At 58.5% G+C, this 17,855-nt stretch carries 10 protein-coding genes; 2 read left to right on the top strand and 8 right to left on the bottom strand.

Features of this window, described 5'->3' with window-relative positions:
- Positions 1-8: 8 nt before the first annotated feature.
- From H8L67_RS02710 to H8L67_RS02695, 4 genes are all read right to left on the bottom strand, one after another.
- Positions 9-2,984, bottom strand: a complete 2,976-nt coding sequence (locus H8L67_RS02710; RefSeq protein ID WP_220380254.1) for a TonB-dependent receptor — start codon at positions 2,982-2,984, stop codon at positions 9-11.
- Positions 2,985-3,233: 249 nt separating this feature from the next.
- Positions 3,234-6,233, bottom strand: a complete 3,000-nt coding sequence (locus H8L67_RS02705; protein ID WP_220380253.1) for a TonB-dependent receptor — start codon at positions 6,231-6,233, stop codon at positions 3,234-3,236.
- Between the two features lie 197 nt (positions 6,234-6,430).
- Positions 6,431-8,203 (bottom strand): phosphoenolpyruvate carboxykinase (GTP), encoded by a 1,773-nt coding sequence (locus tag H8L67_RS02700; RefSeq protein WP_220380252.1) that lies wholly within the window; start codon positions 8,201-8,203, stop codon positions 6,431-6,433.
- Positions 8,204-8,212: 9 nt separating this feature from the next.
- A complete protein-coding gene (locus H8L67_RS02695) occupies positions 8,213-8,830 on the bottom strand; it encodes a TetR/AcrR family transcriptional regulator (protein WP_255556015.1) in 618 nt (205 codons plus the stop codon).
- Between the two features lie 175 nt (positions 8,831-9,005).
- Here H8L67_RS02695 and H8L67_RS02690 point away from each other — a divergent pair, with 175 nt between their 5' ends.
- Positions 9,006-11,486 carry an acyl-CoA dehydrogenase gene (locus tag H8L67_RS02690; RefSeq protein ID WP_220380705.1) on the top strand — a complete coding sequence of 827 codons (2,481 nt, stop codon included), beginning with the start codon at positions 9,006-9,008 and terminating at the stop codon, positions 11,484-11,486.
- Positions 11,487-11,551: 65 nt separating this feature from the next.
- Here the strand turns inward: H8L67_RS02690 and H8L67_RS02685 are convergent, their stop codons facing one another.
- The 3 genes from H8L67_RS02685 to H8L67_RS02675 are packed head-to-tail and all read right to left on the bottom strand — an operon-like array spanning position 11,552 to position 15,425.
- The gene (locus H8L67_RS02685) at positions 11,552-12,874 is read right to left on the bottom strand and encodes an NTP/NDP exchange transporter (protein ID WP_220380250.1); all 1,323 of its coding nucleotides are present in this window, start codon (positions 12,872-12,874) and stop codon (positions 11,552-11,554) included.
- Between the two features lie 8 nt (positions 12,875-12,882).
- The gene (locus H8L67_RS02680; protein WP_220380249.1) at positions 12,883-14,805 is read right to left on the bottom strand and encodes a M48 family metallopeptidase; all 1,923 of its coding nucleotides are present in this window, start codon (positions 14,803-14,805) and stop codon (positions 12,883-12,885) included.
- A 23-nt stretch (positions 14,806-14,828) separates the two neighbouring features.
- Entirely contained in the window at positions 14,829-15,425 is a 597-nt protein-coding gene (locus H8L67_RS02675) for a LemA family protein (RefSeq protein ID WP_220380248.1), read from the bottom strand.
- Between the two features lie 74 nt (positions 15,426-15,499).
- Here H8L67_RS02675 and H8L67_RS02670 point away from each other — a divergent pair, with 74 nt between their 5' ends.
- A complete protein-coding gene (locus tag H8L67_RS02670; protein ID WP_255556014.1) occupies positions 15,500-16,873 on the top strand; it encodes a serine hydrolase domain-containing protein in 1,374 nt (457 codons plus the stop codon).
- A gap of 97 nt (positions 16,874-16,970) precedes the next feature.
- Here H8L67_RS02670 and H8L67_RS02665 read toward each other — a convergent pair whose 3' ends face one another.
- A complete protein-coding gene (locus H8L67_RS02665; RefSeq protein ID WP_220380247.1) occupies positions 16,971-17,477 on the bottom strand; it encodes a hypothetical protein in 507 nt (168 codons plus the stop codon).
- Positions 17,478-17,855: the final 378 nt, after the last annotated feature.

Raw genomic sequence — 17,855 nt, 5'->3', positions numbered from 1 at the left:
AACTTCGATTAGAAGTCGTACTGAACCATGAAGCGGACAGCACGCGGTGCTTGCCACGAGGTCGGCGTCAGGTAGGTGTTGACCTGCGGAGCCGGATCACCACCGGCGCTTTCACCGATTTCGTTGACCGAAGTGACCTTACGCGAGTTCAAGACGTTGAACACGTCCAACTTGAACTGCAGGCCCTTCGCCCACATCGGCTTGTAAGCGACGTTCAGATCCAAGGTGCTGGTCCACGGCGTACGGCCGACGGTACCACGCGGAACGACGGTCGAACCGTTGTCGCCATTGGCGCTCGGCACACCCGGGTCACAGGAGAAGTGGATGTTGCCGTAATGGCTGACGTCCAGACCCTTGTAGACACCGATACAGCTGATCGGACGACCCGATTGGACCAACAGGTTTGCACCAGCGGACCATTCATCGCTGAACTCGTAGTTGCCGAACAGCTTCAGCGAGTGGCGACGATCGTTCGGGCCGTAACCGTCGGCACCGATCATTGCAGCAGCGTAGTCGAAGTCGGAGGTCGTACCGGTATCGGCTTGGCCGTTATCCGAACGAACGCCACCTTCGGTGTTGCCGTGTGCACGTGCATAGGTGTACGAAGCTTGGACGAAGAACTTGTCCCAGTTGCCTTGAGCGAAGAATTCAAGAGCGGTGTACTTGCGCTTGGCCTTCGGGCTCAGGATGTTGCCCGGGATGTTGAGCACTTCGACGTCGCCGTCGCCATCGTAGTCACCTGCCAACTCGGTGTCTTGACCCGGGTTGAACAGGAAGCAGTAGTTGAACTGCGCGCCCGGCGTGGTGCCGAAGCCTTGGCTGCCGGCGTAAGCCAGAACGGTTGCGTAATCGCAGTTGTCGTCGATGGCGCGCTTGAGGTCACGGTAGATACCGCGAACACCCAGCGAGAAGTGGTCGGTCAGCTGCTTTTGGAAGCCCAAGATGAATTCGTCTTGGTACATCGGTTCCAGGTTCTTCGCAGCATAACCAGCGGCGTACTTCGGACGACCGTCTTCACCGTTCAAGTAACGAACCGCAGTGCTGCCGGTCGCCGGGTTGGCACGCGGGGTCAGACCGGTCGGTGCGCCAGTGACGGGATCAACGCCGGTGTAGTTGTAGTAATACTCTTCATACAACGAGGCCGAAGCGGCACGCGTTGCAACACCTGCGGTCAACGGCAGCGCGTAACGACCGGCGTTACCGAACACGTCCCACGAGAAGCCCAAACGCGGAGCGAATTGGTTTTCGATTTGGACGTACTTCTCGCCTTCGCCGTTCAAGTTTTCGAAGGTATCCCAGCGCAGGCCGAGGTAAGCAACGAAGTTGTCGGTGATGGACCAGCTGTCTTCGATGTAGAACGCGCGTTGGTCAACGCCGACATCGGCGCCCGTGCGGAAGTTACGGAAGCGAACGCGGCCGCCGCCCGTGCTTTGGTAAACCCACGAAGCGCCGCCCGAGTAGGCCGTACCGTCAATGGAACGGAACTTATCGGTATCGATACCGCCGCGGAGCAAGTGGTCGCCCAACTGCCATTCTGCGTCGATACGGAACTGGTCACGGGTGTCTTTGGCGTCCGCACGACCCAACGTGCTGACGAAGCTGCAACCGCGGATAGCGGGAATAGCACCGGTCGAAACGCCGGTACGGCTGTCGGTGATGATCGGGCAGCCGGAGACCGGACCGGTCAGGTTGCCTTCATAGGCTTGACGGATACCACCCGCGGCGACGCCGTAGTTGGTACGCGAGAATTCGCCACGACCGGCCAGCGCCGACAGGGTGAAGTTGTCGGTCAGGTAACCGGTGTACTTCAGGACGTAGCTGTTACCACCGGCTTCATTGAAGTCGGTACCCAGATAACGACCGAAATCGGTGGTCGGGTCGCTTGTGTTGGTTGCGGTCTGGTTCGGGAACGTGGCCGCGTAGTAGTCGTCTTCGAACTTGCGCTTATCCGAGAAACCCGTGAATTCCAACGAGTGGTTGTCGGTGATGCGCCAGTCCAACTTGACCAACCACTGCGGGCGGGTCGAACGGCTGTCAAGGTTGGCCGAGCCGAAGCGGCTGGTCAGGGTGGTGTCGTGGGTCTTGCCGTATTGGCCCAACACGTAGAAGAACAAGCGGTCTTTGACGATCGCGCCGTTCGCCCACACAGCGGCAGTGGCTTCCCAGCCCTTGTCGCGTTCGTTGTTCGAAACCCACAGGCCGTTGTTGTAGTACAAGTTCGGCGAGGTTTCAGCCAACTTGCGCGGCGACCAGTAGTAGCTGCCACCGGCGTGGAATTCGTTGGTACCGCGCTTGGTGATCATGTTGATCACGCCACCGGTCGAACGACCGAATTCTGCGCCGTAACCACCGGTCTTGACTTGCGACTCAGCAATCGCTTCGAACGGAACTTGGGCGAATGCCAGGTTCTTGAAGGTATTGGTGACGTTGAAGCCGTTGACGTAGTACTGGTTTTCAGCAACCGACGAACCACCGAAGGACGGCAAGGAGCCGAAGCCTGCGTTGGTTGCACCGCGAACGGTACCCGGAGCCAACAAGGCCACCGAGGTGATGTTGCGCGGCACCGGGATCTTGGCGACTTGTTGCGCGGTCAGAACGGTGGTGGACTCAACCGACGAAACGTCGATCGGGTTCACGGCGCCGGTCACGGTGATCGCGTCGAAGCTACCCGTAGCGGATTGGCTGACGAAGTCGACGTTGGCCGACGTACCGACGTTGACGTTCACGTCACGTGCGGCGCCGCCATTACGGGACACTTGGTAGTTACCGGTCGGCAACTGTGCAAAACGGTAGGAACCATCCGAACCGACGGTGATCGTACGGGAGAAGCCCGTAGCCGGGTTGGTGATGGTGATGGTGTCGCCTGCAGCGGCCTTGCCGACCACGTTACCGGCGGTGTTGGTTTGCGCTTGCACGCCACCAACGAAGCACAAGCCGAGTGCAACCGACAAGGCACTGCGCTTGAAGCTAGAGTTCATTGCCATTATAGAGATCCCCGTAATGGTGTATTTGGAGTGGGTAAAGTCTTGCTTCGGAAAAGCCCGACCTCCGGACTATAGACCAGTCAACGAATCTTTAACAAGCCCCTGAATCCCCATTCATTATTTATTTTTGATGAATTCTGCGTTACCAGTGTGTTACATCGCATTCACATGGGCGAAATCGTTCAGGCGTACAAAAGGAAACCGCCGGCAAGCCGGCGGTCTCCCCCACTCCAAACGCTGTTGCCTGTATCAGAACTCGTAGCTGGCCATGAAGCGCAGCGAACGCGGTGCCTGATAGTTGACCGGATGCAGGAAGTTGTTGTCGTAGACCGGGGACGCCGAGCTGCCGCGGGCAGTGGTTTCCCAGTACTCGGTGACGCCGTTCGAGTTCAGCAGGTTGAACACGTCGAGCTTGAAGCTCAACTTCTTGTCCGCCCAGCTCGGGATGTAAGACACGCCGAGGTTGAGGGTCTTGAGCCACGGGGTACGGCCGTAGGCGCCGCGGTTGCTCAAGTAACGCGAACCGTTCGGTGCCAGGCAGTAGAAGCTGGACGGACCGTACGCCGCCAACCCGCTGCGATCGACACCCAGGCGGGGATCGGTCAACGGAATGTAGCCTTGGCAGTTCACCGGGCGACCGGATTGAATCAGCATGTTCAAGCCGACGTTCCAATCCTGGCCAACCTTCATGCTGCCGAACAGCTTCAAGACGTGGCGACGGTCGTTGGGCAAGTAGCCGAATGCGCCGTCTTCGAACAGGAAGTTGTCGAAGTCCTGCGTTGCGCCCGGATCTTCTTGCTCCAAGGTCGAATTGACCAAACCTTCGGCATTACCCTTGCTCATCGAGTAGGTGTACGAACCGTTGAAATAGAAGCCGTCATTGGCCGAACGTTCGAAGCTGAACTCCAGACCTTTGTAGTGGCGACGGTATTCCGGCAAGTTGAAGTAGCGCGCCGGCACGGTTTGCACCGTCGGGTTGCCGCTACCGTCCACGTCGATGGCCAACTGGATATCGCGACCCGGATTGATCGTGATGCAACCGGCCATTTCGGTGTAGTCGAAGTTGGTGTAGCCCTTGTCACGCGCCCAATCCACGAAGCCTTGGTGCGAACAGAAGTCATCCATGCCGCTCTTGATTTCGCGGTAGATACCCTTCACACCCATCGTCCAGTTGTTGTTCAACTGCTTTTGGAAGCCCAGGATGAACTCGTCTTGGTACATCGGCTTCAAATCGGTGACGGTGAGCGTACGCGGGTCCGGTGCGGCCAAGCTTCCGTTGACGTTGGTCGGGCCGAAATGCGCACCCACTGCGGTCGGAAGGCCGGTGGCCGTATCGACGCCGGTGGTGTAGTAGAAGTCTTCGATCAAGACTTCACCGCCCGAGGCGCGGATGTTGGTGTTGGTGGCAATCGGGATGTAGTAGCGGCCGGCATTGCCGAACACCTTGAAGGTGGAATCACCCATCACGTCCCAAGAGAAGCCCAGGCGCGGTGCAACCAAGTCCTTCGCTTCGATGAACTTTTCGCCATCGCTGTTGAAATTCGAGAAGGCTTCATTGCGCAGGCCGATGTAAAGCAGCAGGCTGTCGGTAACCTTCCAGCTGTCTTCCAGGTAGTACGCCGAGTTCTTGACGTCATACGAGCCGGTGGTGGTGCGTGAATCCCAGCGACGTGCGTAGTTGGTGTTCGGTGCAACGACCACGCCGTTGACGGTGCGCGAGGTTGCGCCCGTGCGGTAGTGACGCCAGTACTCGCCACCGGTGTAGACCTGGCCGGCGTGCGTCGAGGTGTACTTTTCGTCGTCCACGCCGAAACGCAAGGTGTGGTCGCCGAGCACCCATTCGCCGTCGATGCGGAATGCACGGCGCGTGTCTTGATCCGGACCGGCCTTCGTGTCGCGGATGAAGGTTTGCGATTGGTTCCAGCAGCCGATGTAGGTGGTGGTGTTCGGGTTGGCGCGGCTATCGAAGGCGCGCGGGCAATTTCCGCCGGGCAGCGATTCCGGCGTTGCATAGCCGCTCACGCTGCGCAGCCAACCGGCTTGTGCGCTCAAGGTGAAGTTGTCGGTGAAATAACCGGTGTACTTCAGGATGCCGATCTTGCCACCGTTTTCGATGTCGCGGTCCGCAGTGACCGTGCCATGCTGGCCGGTGTAGTTGGCACCTGCCGGGTTTTGATATTCAACGAGGTTGTATTTGTTGCGGTTGTAGATACCGGTGAACTCAAGAATGTGGCTGTCGGTGATGTTCCAGTCCAACTTGACGAGGCCGGAGGGCGAGCTGTCTTCGATGTGGTTGCTGGTGGTGCGACCGTAGCTGTCGGAGGTCGAGCGACCGCCTTGCAACATCACGAACGCGAACAATTTGTCTTTAATAATCGGGCCCGCACCCCAAATGTCCGCGGTCCAGGAATTCGCGCGATTGTCGGAACGGTAGGCCAGATACTTCACGCCGGTTGCGACTTCATCGGCGTTGGCGTTATCGACATCGCGACCTTTTTCACGACCCCAGCTCGGCGAATACACCATGGTGGCGCCGCCCTTCCACTGGTTCGAACCGCGTTTGGTCACGAGCGAAATCACGCCGCCCAACGACCGGCCGTATTCCGCGCCGTAGCCACCGGTCTTGACTTGTTCTTCGGCAATCGCGTCGAACGGCAGATCCGCGTAGGAGAGCTGGTTGCGCATGTTGGTGACATCGAAACCGTTGATGTAGTAGCCGTTTTCAGCGACCGAAGCGCCAGAGAACGCGGCCAAGTTGCCGCTGCCGAGGCCGGAATCACCGCGAACCGTGCCCGGCGCTAGCAACGCAACCGAGGAAATTTCGCGGCCGACGGGCAGCTTGTTGATGGCTTCTGCCGAGAACACGCTGGTGGACTCGACCGAGGACACGTCGATCGGATTGATGCGCACGGCATCTGCCGAAACAGTGATTGCGTCAAAGGTACCGCTGGCTTGCGCGAAGCTCACTTGCGTACCGGTGCCGACCTTGACCGACACATCGCGGGTTACACCGTTGGAGGTGACGCGATAGTTGCCCGGTGCCAGCTGCGAAAAGGTGAAACGGCCATCTGCAGCGGCGTTGATGTCGCGCTTGGTGCCGGTCCCCAGGTTCTCAATGGTGACGGTGCCGTTGGCCGCGGTTTGGCCGAACACCGAGCCCACCGCAGATTGGGCTTGCAACGTTCCTGCGAAGCACAGTGTGAGTGCGACACTCAAGGCACTGCGCTTCAAATGCATGTTCAATTTCATTAAGAAGAATCCCCGATTTAAAAGATGAACGGCAGGCAAATGGCCTGACACCATGACTATAGTCATGGGAACTATTTCGAACAAGGGCTCCCAAGCACATTTTTCTGGCTTTTTAATGACACCTTGACAAGGATCAACCTGAGGCCAAAAAAAACGCCCCCAAGGGGCGTTTTCCAATAGGCAGAACCGCTGGGGCGTTACCCGGCCATGCGGGCCTGGGTGTTTGCGCACTCTTCCAGCAAGGCCTTCGGCATCCGCGGACCGTATTCCTGCAGATATTCGGCGATGCTGGCGAATTCATGGGCCCAGCCCTCACGCTCGTAGCCGAACAGTTTGGTATCGGCTTCAGCCGACAACTGCACGCCATCCAGGTTCAAGTCGCCGGCCTTCGGCAAATGACCGATCGGTGTCGTCTCCGCCCCCACTTCGTCCTTGACCCGCTTGATCATCCACTCCAGCACCCGGATGTTGTCGCCGAAGCCCGGCCACAGGAAGCTGCCGTCATCGCCCTTGCGGAACCAGTTGACGTGGAACACCTTGGGCATCTTCGAGCCCGCATTCTCCATCGACAACCAATGGCCGAAATAGTCGGCGAAGTTGTAACCGCAGAACGGTTTCATCGCCATCGGATCGCGGCGCATCACACCGACAGCGCCCGTTGCGGCGGCAGTGGTCTCCGAGCCCATCGCGGCGCCGACCAGGACGCCGTGCGTCCAGTCACGGGCTTCAAACACCAGAGGCACCAACGACGCGCGGCGCCCGCCGAAAACAATCGCTGAAATCGGCACACCCTGCGCATCTTCGGCGTGGGGCGAATAGCTCGGACATTGCTTCGCGCTGACGGTGAACCGTGAATTCGGATGGGCGGCCGGGCCTTTGCTGGCATCAAACGCGTTGCCTTTCCAATCGGTCTTCGGCACGCGTTTGTCCAAACCTTCCCACCATGGTTGGTTGTCTTCGGTCACCGCGACGTTGGTGAAGATGGTGTTCCGTTGAATCGACGCGAGCGCATTCGGATTCGATTTGTCCGACGTGCCCGGAGCCACACCGAAGAAACCGGCTTCCGGATTGATCGCCCACAAGCGACCATCCGGGCCCGGACGCATCCAGCAGATGTCGTCACCGACGGTCCAAACTTTCCAACCTTTCTCGACATAGGATTGCGGCGGAATCAACATGGCGAGGTTGGTCTTGCCACACGCACTCGGGAATGCTGCCGCGATGTAGTGGGTTTCGCCTTGGGGATTTTCGATGCCGAGGATCAGCATGTGTTCTGCCAACCACCCTTCGTTGCGTGCTTGATGCGAAGCAATGCGCAAGGCATGACACTTCTTGCCCAACAAAGCGTTGCCACCATAGCCCGAACCGAAAGACTGGATCGAAAGCTCTTCGGGGAAGTGCATGATGAAACGACGGTCGGGATTCAGATCCCCAGTGGAGTGCAGCCCTTTCACAAAGGTGCCTTCACGTTCGATACGTGCCAGCGCCGCTGCACCCATACGCGTCATAATGCGCATGTTCGCCACCACATACGGCGAGTCGGTGATCTCGACACCGCAACGCGACAGCGGCGAATCAATGGGACCCATGCAATAGGGCACGACATACATCGTGCGGCCTTCCATACAGCCGTCGAACAAGGAATCCATCTGTTGATGGGCGAGATCTGGTGCCATCCAATGGTTGTTCGGACCGGCATCGTCGCGTTCCGTGGTACACACGAAAGTCAAATGCTCAACGCGCGCCACGTCATCCGGATGCGAGCGATGCAAGTAGCTGCCCGGATGGGTCTCTTCATTGAGCTTGATCAAGGTGCCGTCGGCAAGCATCTTTTGAATGAGCGCATCGTTCTCGCTGTCGCTGCCGTCACACCAATGGATGTTTTCAGGGCGCGTCAAGCGTGCCACTTCGAGCACCCACTGGTTCAGAGCCGCAAGCGAACTGCCTGCGTCGGTATTGCGATCGGTCATTGTGTTTCCTTATTGCTGAGCGTTCGTCGGCGGGTGGATCAAGGTGTCCATCAAGTGCGAGACATAGGCCTCGTACTCTTCTTGCGGCGGACGGTCTTGCGGCGTTTGCAAATTCAGTTGTTGGAAGCCCACGTAGGCCGAATACAGCAGTCGCGCCCGATGGCGCGCATCATCCGGGGTGAAGCCGGCGGCCGCAAATGAATCGCGCACCCACTCCAGACGTCGGCGCGAAACACGGCCGATGACCGGATGAACCAACGGATGGTCCATGGCCTTCAGCAACTGCTTGTAGATCACGTGCGACTTGTCGTCGTGCGCGACGAGGTTGATCAATTGACCCAGGCGCTTCTTGGGGTCGTCGACGGATTCGAGCTTGGCAAAGATGTTGTCGCGCTCATAGGCTTCCCAGCGGTCGAGGGCCGCCTGCAGCAAGGCATCCCGCGACGGAAAATGCCAATAAAAGCTGCCTTTGGTCACGCCCAAGGTCCGCGCCAGCGGTTCAACGGCAACACTGGCGACGCCATGGCTGGAAATCTGTTCAAGCGCCGCGGCCGCCCAATCGTCTGCACTGAGACGGTTGGCCCGCTCGGAGCGCCCCCCTGCTTGCTCGGTGGTGATGTCTGTCATGGACATAGTGTAGCCGCCCCCATACGCCTCCGTCACGATACGAAGGTGACACTGGGAGGATGCTAGAGCGCGTCTTGACTTCAAGTCGCGACCGCCATACTTTTAGGTATGGTGCAGCGCGTTTGGGATCGCTGCATGCTCAATCCATGAAATGACCGTTAACCCGGAGTCTGCCGTGAGTGTCTTGTTACCTGTTTTGGCTGTTTTGATCGCCACCGGCATTGCCGCGTATCACCGCCTCAGCATTGCCATGTGGGCGGCGCTCGTCGCCGTTGCCCTGGTGGCTTCTTGGATGCTCAGCGGCAGTCAAACGACCATTGTCGTCTTGGCCGTACTGGCGGCGCTGGTCGCCATTCCGCTGTTGGTTTCACCGCTGCGCAAGGCATTGCTGACCGCGCCGCTGCTCAAGTTCTACACGCGAATCTTGCCGCCGCTTTCGGACACCGAACGCACCGCGCTTGAATCCGGCACCGTGGGTTGGGAAGGCCAACTGTTTTCCGGCAAGCCGGAATGGTCGCAATTGCTGAATCAACCCAAGCCGACCTTGACCGCCGAAGAACAAGCCTATTTGGACGGCCCGACAGAAGAGCTCTGCCGCATGACCGACAACTGGGAGATCGACCATGTGCGTGCCGACCTGCCGCCGGCGGTTTGGGACTTCATCAAGCGCAACAAGTTCTTCGGCCTGAATATTCCGAAGGAGTACGGTGGCCTGGGTTTCTCCGCCTTGATGAACCACAAGGTGATCCAAAAGCTTGCTTCGATTTCGTCGGTCGTCAGCTCAACCGTCGGCGTACCGAACTCTTTGGGCCCGGCCGAATTGATCATGCACTACGGCACGCAAGAGCAAAAAGACCATTACTTGCCGCGCTTGGCGGATGGACGTGAAGTGCCGTGCTTCGCGTTGACGGGACCGTTTGCGGGTTCCGATGCCACCTCCATTCCCGATTACGGCATTGTCTGCATGGGTGAGTGGGAAGGTGCCAACGTGCTCGGCATTCGCCTGACCTTGAACAAGCGCTACATCACGCTGGCCCCGGTGGCATCGCTGATCGGTGTCGCCTTCCGCATGTATGACCCCGACAAATTGTTGGGCGATAAGGAAGACATCGGCATCTCGTTGGCCTTGGTGCCGCGTTCGGCCGAAGGTTTGGAAATCGGCCGTCGTCATTTCCCGCTGAATTCGCCGTTCCAAAACGGCCCGATTCGCGGCAAAGACGTGTTCGTGCCGATGTCGCAGTTGATCGGTGGTCATGAATATGCCGGTCAAGGCTGGCGCATGTTGATGGAGTGTCTCTCCATCGGTCGTTCGATCACCCTGCCCTCCACCGCCAGCGGTGGTTCGAAGATGGGTGCCGTCACCGTCGGCGCATACGCACGCATCCGCAAACAATTCGGTTTGTCGGTCGGTCGCTTTGAGGGCGTCGAAGAAGCGCTCGCTCGAATCGGCGGCAACGCCTTTGCGGTGAGCGCTTTGTCTGAAGCCACCGCGGCTGCGGTTGCGCGCGGCGAAAATCCGGCCGTGCCTTCCACCATTTCCAAATACCACTGCACGGAAATGGGCCGGTCAGTAGCGAAGGACCTCATGGATATCGTGGGCGGCAAAGGCATCATCTTGGGACCGCGCAATTTTGCCGGTCGCGCATGGCAGGCCTCGCCGATCGCCATCACGGTCGAAGGCGCCAACATCATGACGCGCTCGCTGATGATCTTCGGCCAGGGCGCGATCCTCTGCCACCCGTGGGTGATGAAGGAAATGAAGGCGACTGAAATTGCCGATCCGCGTGAACGCATCAACGCGTTCGACAGTGCCTTGTTCGGCCATATCGGTTTCGCGATCTCTAACGCAGTGCGCAGCTTCTGGTTCGCGCTCACCGGTTCCGCGTTCGGTGCAGCGCCCGGCGATGCCTACACGCGCCGTTTCTATCGCAAGCTCAATCGCTATTCGGCCGCGTTGGCGGTAATGGCGGATATGTCCATGCTGATGTTGGGCGGCAAGCTCAAATTCAAGGAAAGCTTGTCCGGACGTTTGGGCGATGTGTTGAGCCAGTTGTATATCGCCAGTTGCATCCTGAAGCGTCACGAAGATCGGGGCCGTCCGGAAAGCGACCAACCGTTGTTGGCATATGCCTTCCACGATGCCGTCAACAAAATTGAAACAGCGTTGTCGACCGCCTTGCGCAACTACCCGGTTCGTCCGGTGGCATGGCTGCTGTGGCCGATCATCTTTCCGTTCGGACGTCGTGCACAGGCTCCCAGCGATCGCTTGGGTCACAAAGTCGCCAGCATTTTGATGAGCGAGAATGATGCGCGTGAACGTCTGGCACAAGGTGTCTTCACCACGCCCTGCGAGAACAATCCGGGCGGTCGGATTTACAGCTACCTGCCCAAGTTCATCTTGGCGGAACCGGTGGAGCGCAAATTCATGAAGGCGCTCAAGAATTCCGACATCGAAGCGCATGAGTTCGAAGACCAACTGCTCGAGGGTGTGCGCGAGTCGTGGATCACGGAAGAAGAAGCCGCACAGCTGCGTGAACTGCGCGCGCTAACTTTGGACGCGATCATGGTGGACGACTTCGATCCCGAGGAATTGCGTTCCGCAGGCTACGCATCCTTGCTCGATGCCACGCAAGCGACACCGCGCGCGGTGGCCTGAGCAAACGATTGACCCAAGAAAAGGGCGTCTATTGGACGCCCTTTTTTATTGCGCGGCAGTCAGACTCAAGAAGTCGTCTGCGCGTTCTTTGTAACCGGGTCGAAAGCGCCACCTTCGACGCGTCGCGCCAGTCGCCAAGTGATGACGCCCGAGGCCGCAATCGCACTGCCGCCGATGAGTGCGAATACGGCGACGCTCGCCTTCGACGCATTGAGGGCATTCACAACCAGCGCGGAAATCACATCGCCGGCGCGCCACACGGCGGTCTCCGTCGCGTTTTTGCCTTTGTAACGCAGGCTGCGCGGCACCTTGGTGAACAGCGATTCTTTGGCGGGCGAGAACATGCCGTACACCAGGCCGCGGGTTACGATCAACATCAGCGCGACCCATGGCATGGCGCCGATGACCGGCGTGGTCGCATCGGGCGAGAACGCCGTCGCCAAACACACCGACACCCCTGCGGACGCCCAAATCGCAATGACCCATGGTGCGCCGAAGCGCGCAAGGATGAAGCGGGTTAGCGTGAGCTGCACGACCACTTGCAAGACATTGGTGGCGATGTCCATGTCTGCGGCGAATGCCGTGCGCGCAACCGCGTCGCTTCCGAACGTGGCTTTCGAATAGTCGATGACCAATGCGTAGGCGATCGTGCCGATCATGTCGCCCAAGATCATCAGGATCGCCATCGTGCGCATGAAAGGATTCGCGAAGATTTGCCGCAGACCTTCCCACATGCTGCCACCCATGGCTCGCTCTGCTTCGTGTTGCTGCTCAGGTTGCGCGTGTTTGGCCCATCGCCCCAACATCAAGACGCATGCCAGACCGCCCCCGAGCAACGCCACCGAGACCAACAGCAAAGGGGCGACGCCGATCACCGGGACCAAGGTTCGCGTCAACACCGGACCTGCAATCGCGCCCAAGGTGCCGCTGATACCGATGATCGGGAACAAGCGCCGGGCTTGCGCGTTGTTCCAGATGTCAGTCATAAAACTCCAAAAAACCGACACGATGAAAAGATTGAAAACGCTCACCCAAACGAAAAACACCGTCCCCAATGTTTTCGGTCCGAGCATGTCGACCTTCAGAAAAAACGGATAGAACGCCAGCAAGCAGGCCATGAAGAAGGCGAAGGTCACCGGAACCACAATGCGGCGAGGCCAACGCGAGACGACGTAAGCAAACAACGGCGTCAACGCCAAGGTGGCAACAAACGTCGCGCCATAGAACCACGGAAGCTGCGTCGACCCGACTGCCGCAGAGAGTTGCTCACGCAGCGGGCGGATCACGTAGTAAGCGCACAGGATGAAGAAAAAGTATGCCGAGGAAAGAATCGTGGCGGTCATCTCACCGCTGCGCACGCGTCGTGCGTTTGAGGTTTCCGTTGTCATGTTCGCTCTCAGGGCTGACGATTCAACATCGGTGGCAAAGGACAATGCAAGACCGCACACAAGGTTCGCAACAACTCCGCCTCGGCAATCGTGACACGTCCATCAAATCCAATCGCGGCAGTCATCGACTCAACGACGACCTGCTTGGCCAACGGATCCAGCGCATCGAGACGTGGCCAGATTGAATCCAGCTGTGCATAGTCGTCGGCGGGCGGCACGTATTCGATTACTTCGCGTTGCACCACGTTGGCAAGGCCAGCTTGGAAAGCACGTTGCGCTTCTTGCTGATCCCGCGCGCCGGCATGCGCCACGACCCGCAACAAGGTGATGAATTCGTCTTTGACGCCCTGTGTTTTCAGGCGACCCATCTGCGCGTGATTGCCAGGGTCCAGCGCCTCGCGAACCTGTTTTTGCAACAGGATGCCAAGGCAGTATTCGAACAAAGTGACGCGGGCATCGGCATGGATCAATGCGTCTGCCATCTCAATGAAATTTTCGATGTCCGGGCGTGGAAATTGCCTGAGCGTCGGAAACGCCAGCATGGCCAAGGGCAATCGAAGTGCCGGATGCAAGTCCGCCACGAGCTGGGTGTGAATTCGCCAAGTCGATTCGGCATCGGCCTCGTCCATGTAGTGCGCGACCAAGGCATGACGCGCTTCCAACTGGTCTTCTTCGTTGCCCAACAGCAGGCTCGCCAGCAGCGGTCGGACCTGTTCCCGGTCACGCGCGAGTTCGCGCAGCACTTCCGGCATTTCGGCCAGGATGACATCGGCGCGTGCATAGTCGTCGAGTCCCGGATGGCCAACCTGCCCTGAAACAGAGGCCGGCAACACATCCACGGGCGACGACAAATCGCGCGCAGCAGGCACCGACCCCGCGATGCCCAACTGGCGGTCTTCTTCCATCCCGTTCGGCGGCCGTTGCCGCCATTGCTGCTTCAAGCCGTCGAGTTGCGCTGTCCCAAACGAGGGTTCCAAGGTTTTGATGCGCTCGAGGATCGGCGGATGCGTGGCGAACAGTCCCGAGAATCCGAGACCGTTGCCGAACAGCATGTGGCTGACTTCCTCGGCCTCGGCCTTGCGCGCCAAGGTCGATCCCGCATCCAACCCGGCAATTTTTTTCAGCGCACCGGCCAAGCCTTGGGTTTGGCGGGTGAACTGCACGGCGGAGGCGTCGGCCAAGGCTTCGCGCTGTCGACTCACACCGGCCTTGATCATGCGCGCGAAAAACATGCCCACCGAACCGATGACAAGTGCCGCGATACCAATGACAAGCGCCATGCCCATGCCATTACTGCGACGGCTTCCGCCACTGAAGCTCGCCCCATGAAAGAGGACTTTCCGCCCGATCAAGCTGATCACCATGATCCCGAACAACACCCCGATCAATCGAATGTTGATCCGCATGTCGCCGTTCAACACATGGCTGAACTCGTGAGCGATCACGCCTTGCAATTCGTCCCGGTTCAAGCGGTCCAAGGCGCCGCGGGTGACCGCGACGACGGCATCCGCCGGCGAATAACCCGCGGCGAACGCATTGATGCCGGCGTCTTCTTCCAACACGTAAAGTTTCGGCATCGGCACGCCGGACGCGATCGACATTTCTTCAACCACGTTGCGCAGTCGCATCAACTTCGGATCCGCGGTATTTTCCGCGACAGGGACACCGCCCAATCCGCGCGCGACTTCCTCACCGCCACCGGATTTCAGGGCAGTGACTTTGTAAAGGCTTGCCAACCCGATGACGGCCAAAGTCAGCAAGGTCGGCCAAACGAGGGTTGCCGCAAGACTTGCACCGTCGCCCGAGCGCGCCGTCAACAACAAAACACAGGCGTCCACGGCGAACACAACGCCGAGCACGGCCAGAACAAACAAAAAAATCAGACGGCGGCTGCGCGAGCGCGCCGCCGCCTGGTGTTCAAAAAAATTCATTGCCGCTGTGCCTCAAGGCCGGATCAGAAACTCACCTTGGGTGCTTCGCGCACTTGCTCGCGCTTGTCTTCGGCAATATCCAGCAACGCCGCGGGTGCGAAGCCGAACATGCCCGCCACAAGGCTGCTCGGGAACACTTCGCGCTTGTTGTTATATGTCGTGACGGCGTCGTTGTAGGCCTGACGTGCAAACGCGACCTTGTTTTCGGTGCTGGTGAGTTCCTCGGTGAGCTGCATCATGTTCTGATTGGCCTTCAGATCCGGATAGGCTTCAGCAACGGCAAGCAACCGGCCCAGTCCGCTATTCAATTGGTTTTGCGCCGCGGCCAGTTGCGCCATCGCTTCCGGATCACCCGGGTTGGCTTTGGCAGCTGCCAATCCCGACTGCGCCGCACTGCGCGCCGAGATGACGGCCTCCAGCGTTTCGCGCTCGTGGCTCATATAGCCCTTGGCGGTTTCGACCAAATTCGGAATGAGATCGAAACGGCGCTGGAGTTGCACATCGATTTGCGCAAACTGGTTCTTGAAGAAATTGCGCGCGGTGACCAATCCGTTGTACATGCCCATCAGCCAGAAGCCGATCAGGGCCAAGACGGCCAAGAAAATCAACACACTAACCATGCTTTCTACTCCTGTTCATGCAATCCGCGCACATCGCTTCTACACTTTCCCCTGAGACTCAGGGGCACTGATACATGACCATACCGAATTCGAACGCATTCCGTCATCGCAATCGTTTCACCCGCGTTCTAATCGGCACCGGTGTCGCTCTGTTGCCCACCCTGATCGGTGCGGCGCAACCGCAATCCAGCGGCTGGCAATCGCGCGATCCGGCGCAGCAGGTTCAAGCTTCCACATCTGGCAGTCATAGCGGCCAAATTGTTCGCCCTTCCGCACCGATCAATTCGATGTCCACTGTTCAAGGTGTCGACTATCGTGAGATCGACCGCTACGCGAATTCATTGGTCGCCGGACAACGCGTGCCGGGGCTTGCGATCGCGGTCGTTCGTAACGGCAGAATCGAATTCATGAAAGGCTACGGGATCACTGATACATCGCGCCCCGAGCCGGTCGACACCCACACGGTGTTTCGTTTGGCTTCCTTGTCGAAATCATTTGCAAGCGCCTTGGCCTCACTGCTAGTGCAACAGGGCCGTATTCATTGGAACGACGGCGTGACCCGCTGGGTGCCGTCCTTCCGACTGCCAACGCAATCGGCGACCGACCGGGTCACGGTTGAAAACCTGGTCAGCCAAAGTGTCGGATTGCCGAAGAACGCCTTCGATCGTGATATCGAAGCCAACCTCGACTACCCCTCCGCTGTCGCCAAGCTCGCCACGGTCAATATGAAGTGTGCGCCCGGCGACTGCTATTCCTATCAAAACGTGGCATTCAGTTTGATTGGCGACGTGGTCTTTGCCGCTACCGGCAATTTTTATCCCGAAGCGGTGGAACGATTGATTTTCAAACCGCTTGGCATGAATGATGCGAGCTACGGGCTCGGTGGCATCCAAGCCAGTCCGCGTTGGGCGCGCCCGCACGTTGGACGCGCGGGCGCTTGGCGATCATTGACACCCAAGCCCACGTACTACCGGCTCGCACCTGCCGCGGGTGTCAACGCCAGCATCTCCGACATGGCGCAGTGGATGATCGCCCAAACCGGTCATCGCACCGATGTCCTGCCGGAAAACGTGCTCGACAACATGCACTCCGCCAAAGTGAAGTCGCCGACGGAACTGCGTGGCTCGAGTTGGCGTCGCGGACGCTTGAATGATGCGAGCTACGGTCTGGGCTGGCGCGTGTATAACTACGCCGGTCATCGGGTGATTTTCCACGGCGGTGCTGTCGAAGGGTATCGCGGCGCCATGGCGCTGGTGCCCGAGCGTGATCTCGGATTGGTCATTCTCTGGAACAGCTCGAGCAGTTTGCCGAGCGGGCTGATGCCGACCATCGTCGACCGGGCATTGAACATCCCGGGGCTGCCCTGGCTACCCAAAGAAATCACCGGCCTTGGCGAACAAACAGTTCCGGCAGACCTGTCGGCGCCCGACCCCGAAGGCAACGATTGACCGTTGATGGCTCGCGACCGGATCGCGGGCAAAAAAAACTCCCCCGGCAGGAGGAGTCAATTCAATTGCTTTAAGCGATGTAAAAATCGTTCTTTGATTAGAAGCCCGGGATCAACGACGGAATCATTGAAGCCACTTTCTTGGCTTTCTTCACAGCCTTTTTGGCCGCTTTCTTGACGGTTTTCTTGGCAGCCTTTTTGGCCGGCTTTTTGGCGGCTTTCTTAGCGACCTTCTTGGTGGCTTTCTTGGCGGCCTTTTTGGCTGGCTTCTTGGCTACTTTCTTGGTGGCCTTTTTAGCGGTCTTCTTGGCGGCTTTCTTGGCTACCTTCTTGGTGGCCTTCTTGGCTGCCGGCTTCTTCGCTACTTTCTTGGCGGCTTTCTTGGCTACCTTCTTGGTGGCCTTCTTAGCTGCCGGCTTCTTCGCTACTTTCTTGGCGGCTTTCTTGGCTACCTTTTTGGTTGCCTTCTTAGCTGCCGGTTTCTTCGCGACTTTCTTTACGGCTTTCTTGGCGACTTTCTTGGTCGCCTTTTTTGCTGCCTTTTTAACTGCCATGGTATGGCTCCTCGTCTTGGTTAAAGGATCTGGCGAGCCAGACCCGGACACGCAGCGGGTATCGGACCCGTTACGGGCCGCCTCCGCGCACTAGGCAGCGGGGCGGATGCTTTTCGACATCGAATGCGATGCATACACACGACATCGTTGTTGCCTGCATACGACACATCCCCATGGATGTTTCGTATTTGTTCTTTCAGCGAAACGTAAGTAGCTGATTTTCGGTTGTCAATAGTTTTTTGAAAATAATTTCAAGTTTTTTTCAAGCCGCTTTTTGTCGGACTTTCCAGCGCGCGGTATGAAGCACCGCCGCGATGTCCAAAACAAATCGCTCTACCCGGACGACACAATGGAAACATGTCTTTATTTGAAGCACTTGCTGCAAAACGTTTTCCGCATTGCCTAACAAATCATTCTGGCGAACAGATG

The organism is Lysobacter soyae (genome assembly GCF_019551435.1).
Classification (GTDB): Bacteria; Pseudomonadota; Gammaproteobacteria; order Xanthomonadales; family Xanthomonadaceae; genus Solilutibacter; species Solilutibacter soyae.
The sequence above is the reverse complement of the archived record's forward strand: the minus strand, read 5'-3'. Positions and strand labels throughout refer to the sequence as shown.

Bases quoted from the DNA above. Each gene is read 5' to 3' on its own strand.
- H8L67_RS02710 (WP_220380254.1), bottom strand. From the start codon at position 2,984: ATGGCAATGAACTCTAGCTTCAAGCGCAGTGCCTTGTCGGTTGCACTC.
- H8L67_RS02705 (WP_220380253.1), bottom strand. From the start codon at position 6,233: ATGAAATTGAACATGCATTTGAAGCGCAGTGCCTTGAGTGTCGCACTC.
- H8L67_RS02700 (WP_220380252.1), bottom strand. From the start codon at position 8,203: ATGACCGATCGCAATACCGACGCAGGCAGTTCGCTTGCGGCTCTGAAC.
- H8L67_RS02695 (WP_255556015.1), bottom strand. From the start codon at position 8,830: ATGACAGACATCACCACCGAGCAAGCAGGGGGGCGCTCCGAGCGGGCC.
- H8L67_RS02685 (WP_220380250.1), bottom strand. From the start codon at position 12,874: ATGACAACGGAAACCTCAAACGCACGACGCGTGCGCAGCGGTGAGATG.
- H8L67_RS02680 (WP_220380249.1), bottom strand. From the start codon at position 14,805: ATGAATTTTTTTGAACACCAGGCGGCGGCGCGCTCGCGCAGCCGCCGT.
- H8L67_RS02675 (WP_220380248.1), bottom strand. From the start codon at position 15,425: ATGGTTAGTGTGTTGATTTTCTTGGCCGTCTTGGCCCTGATCGGCTTC.
- H8L67_RS02670 (WP_255556014.1), top strand. From the start codon at position 15,500: ATGACCATACCGAATTCGAACGCATTCCGTCATCGCAATCGTTTCACC.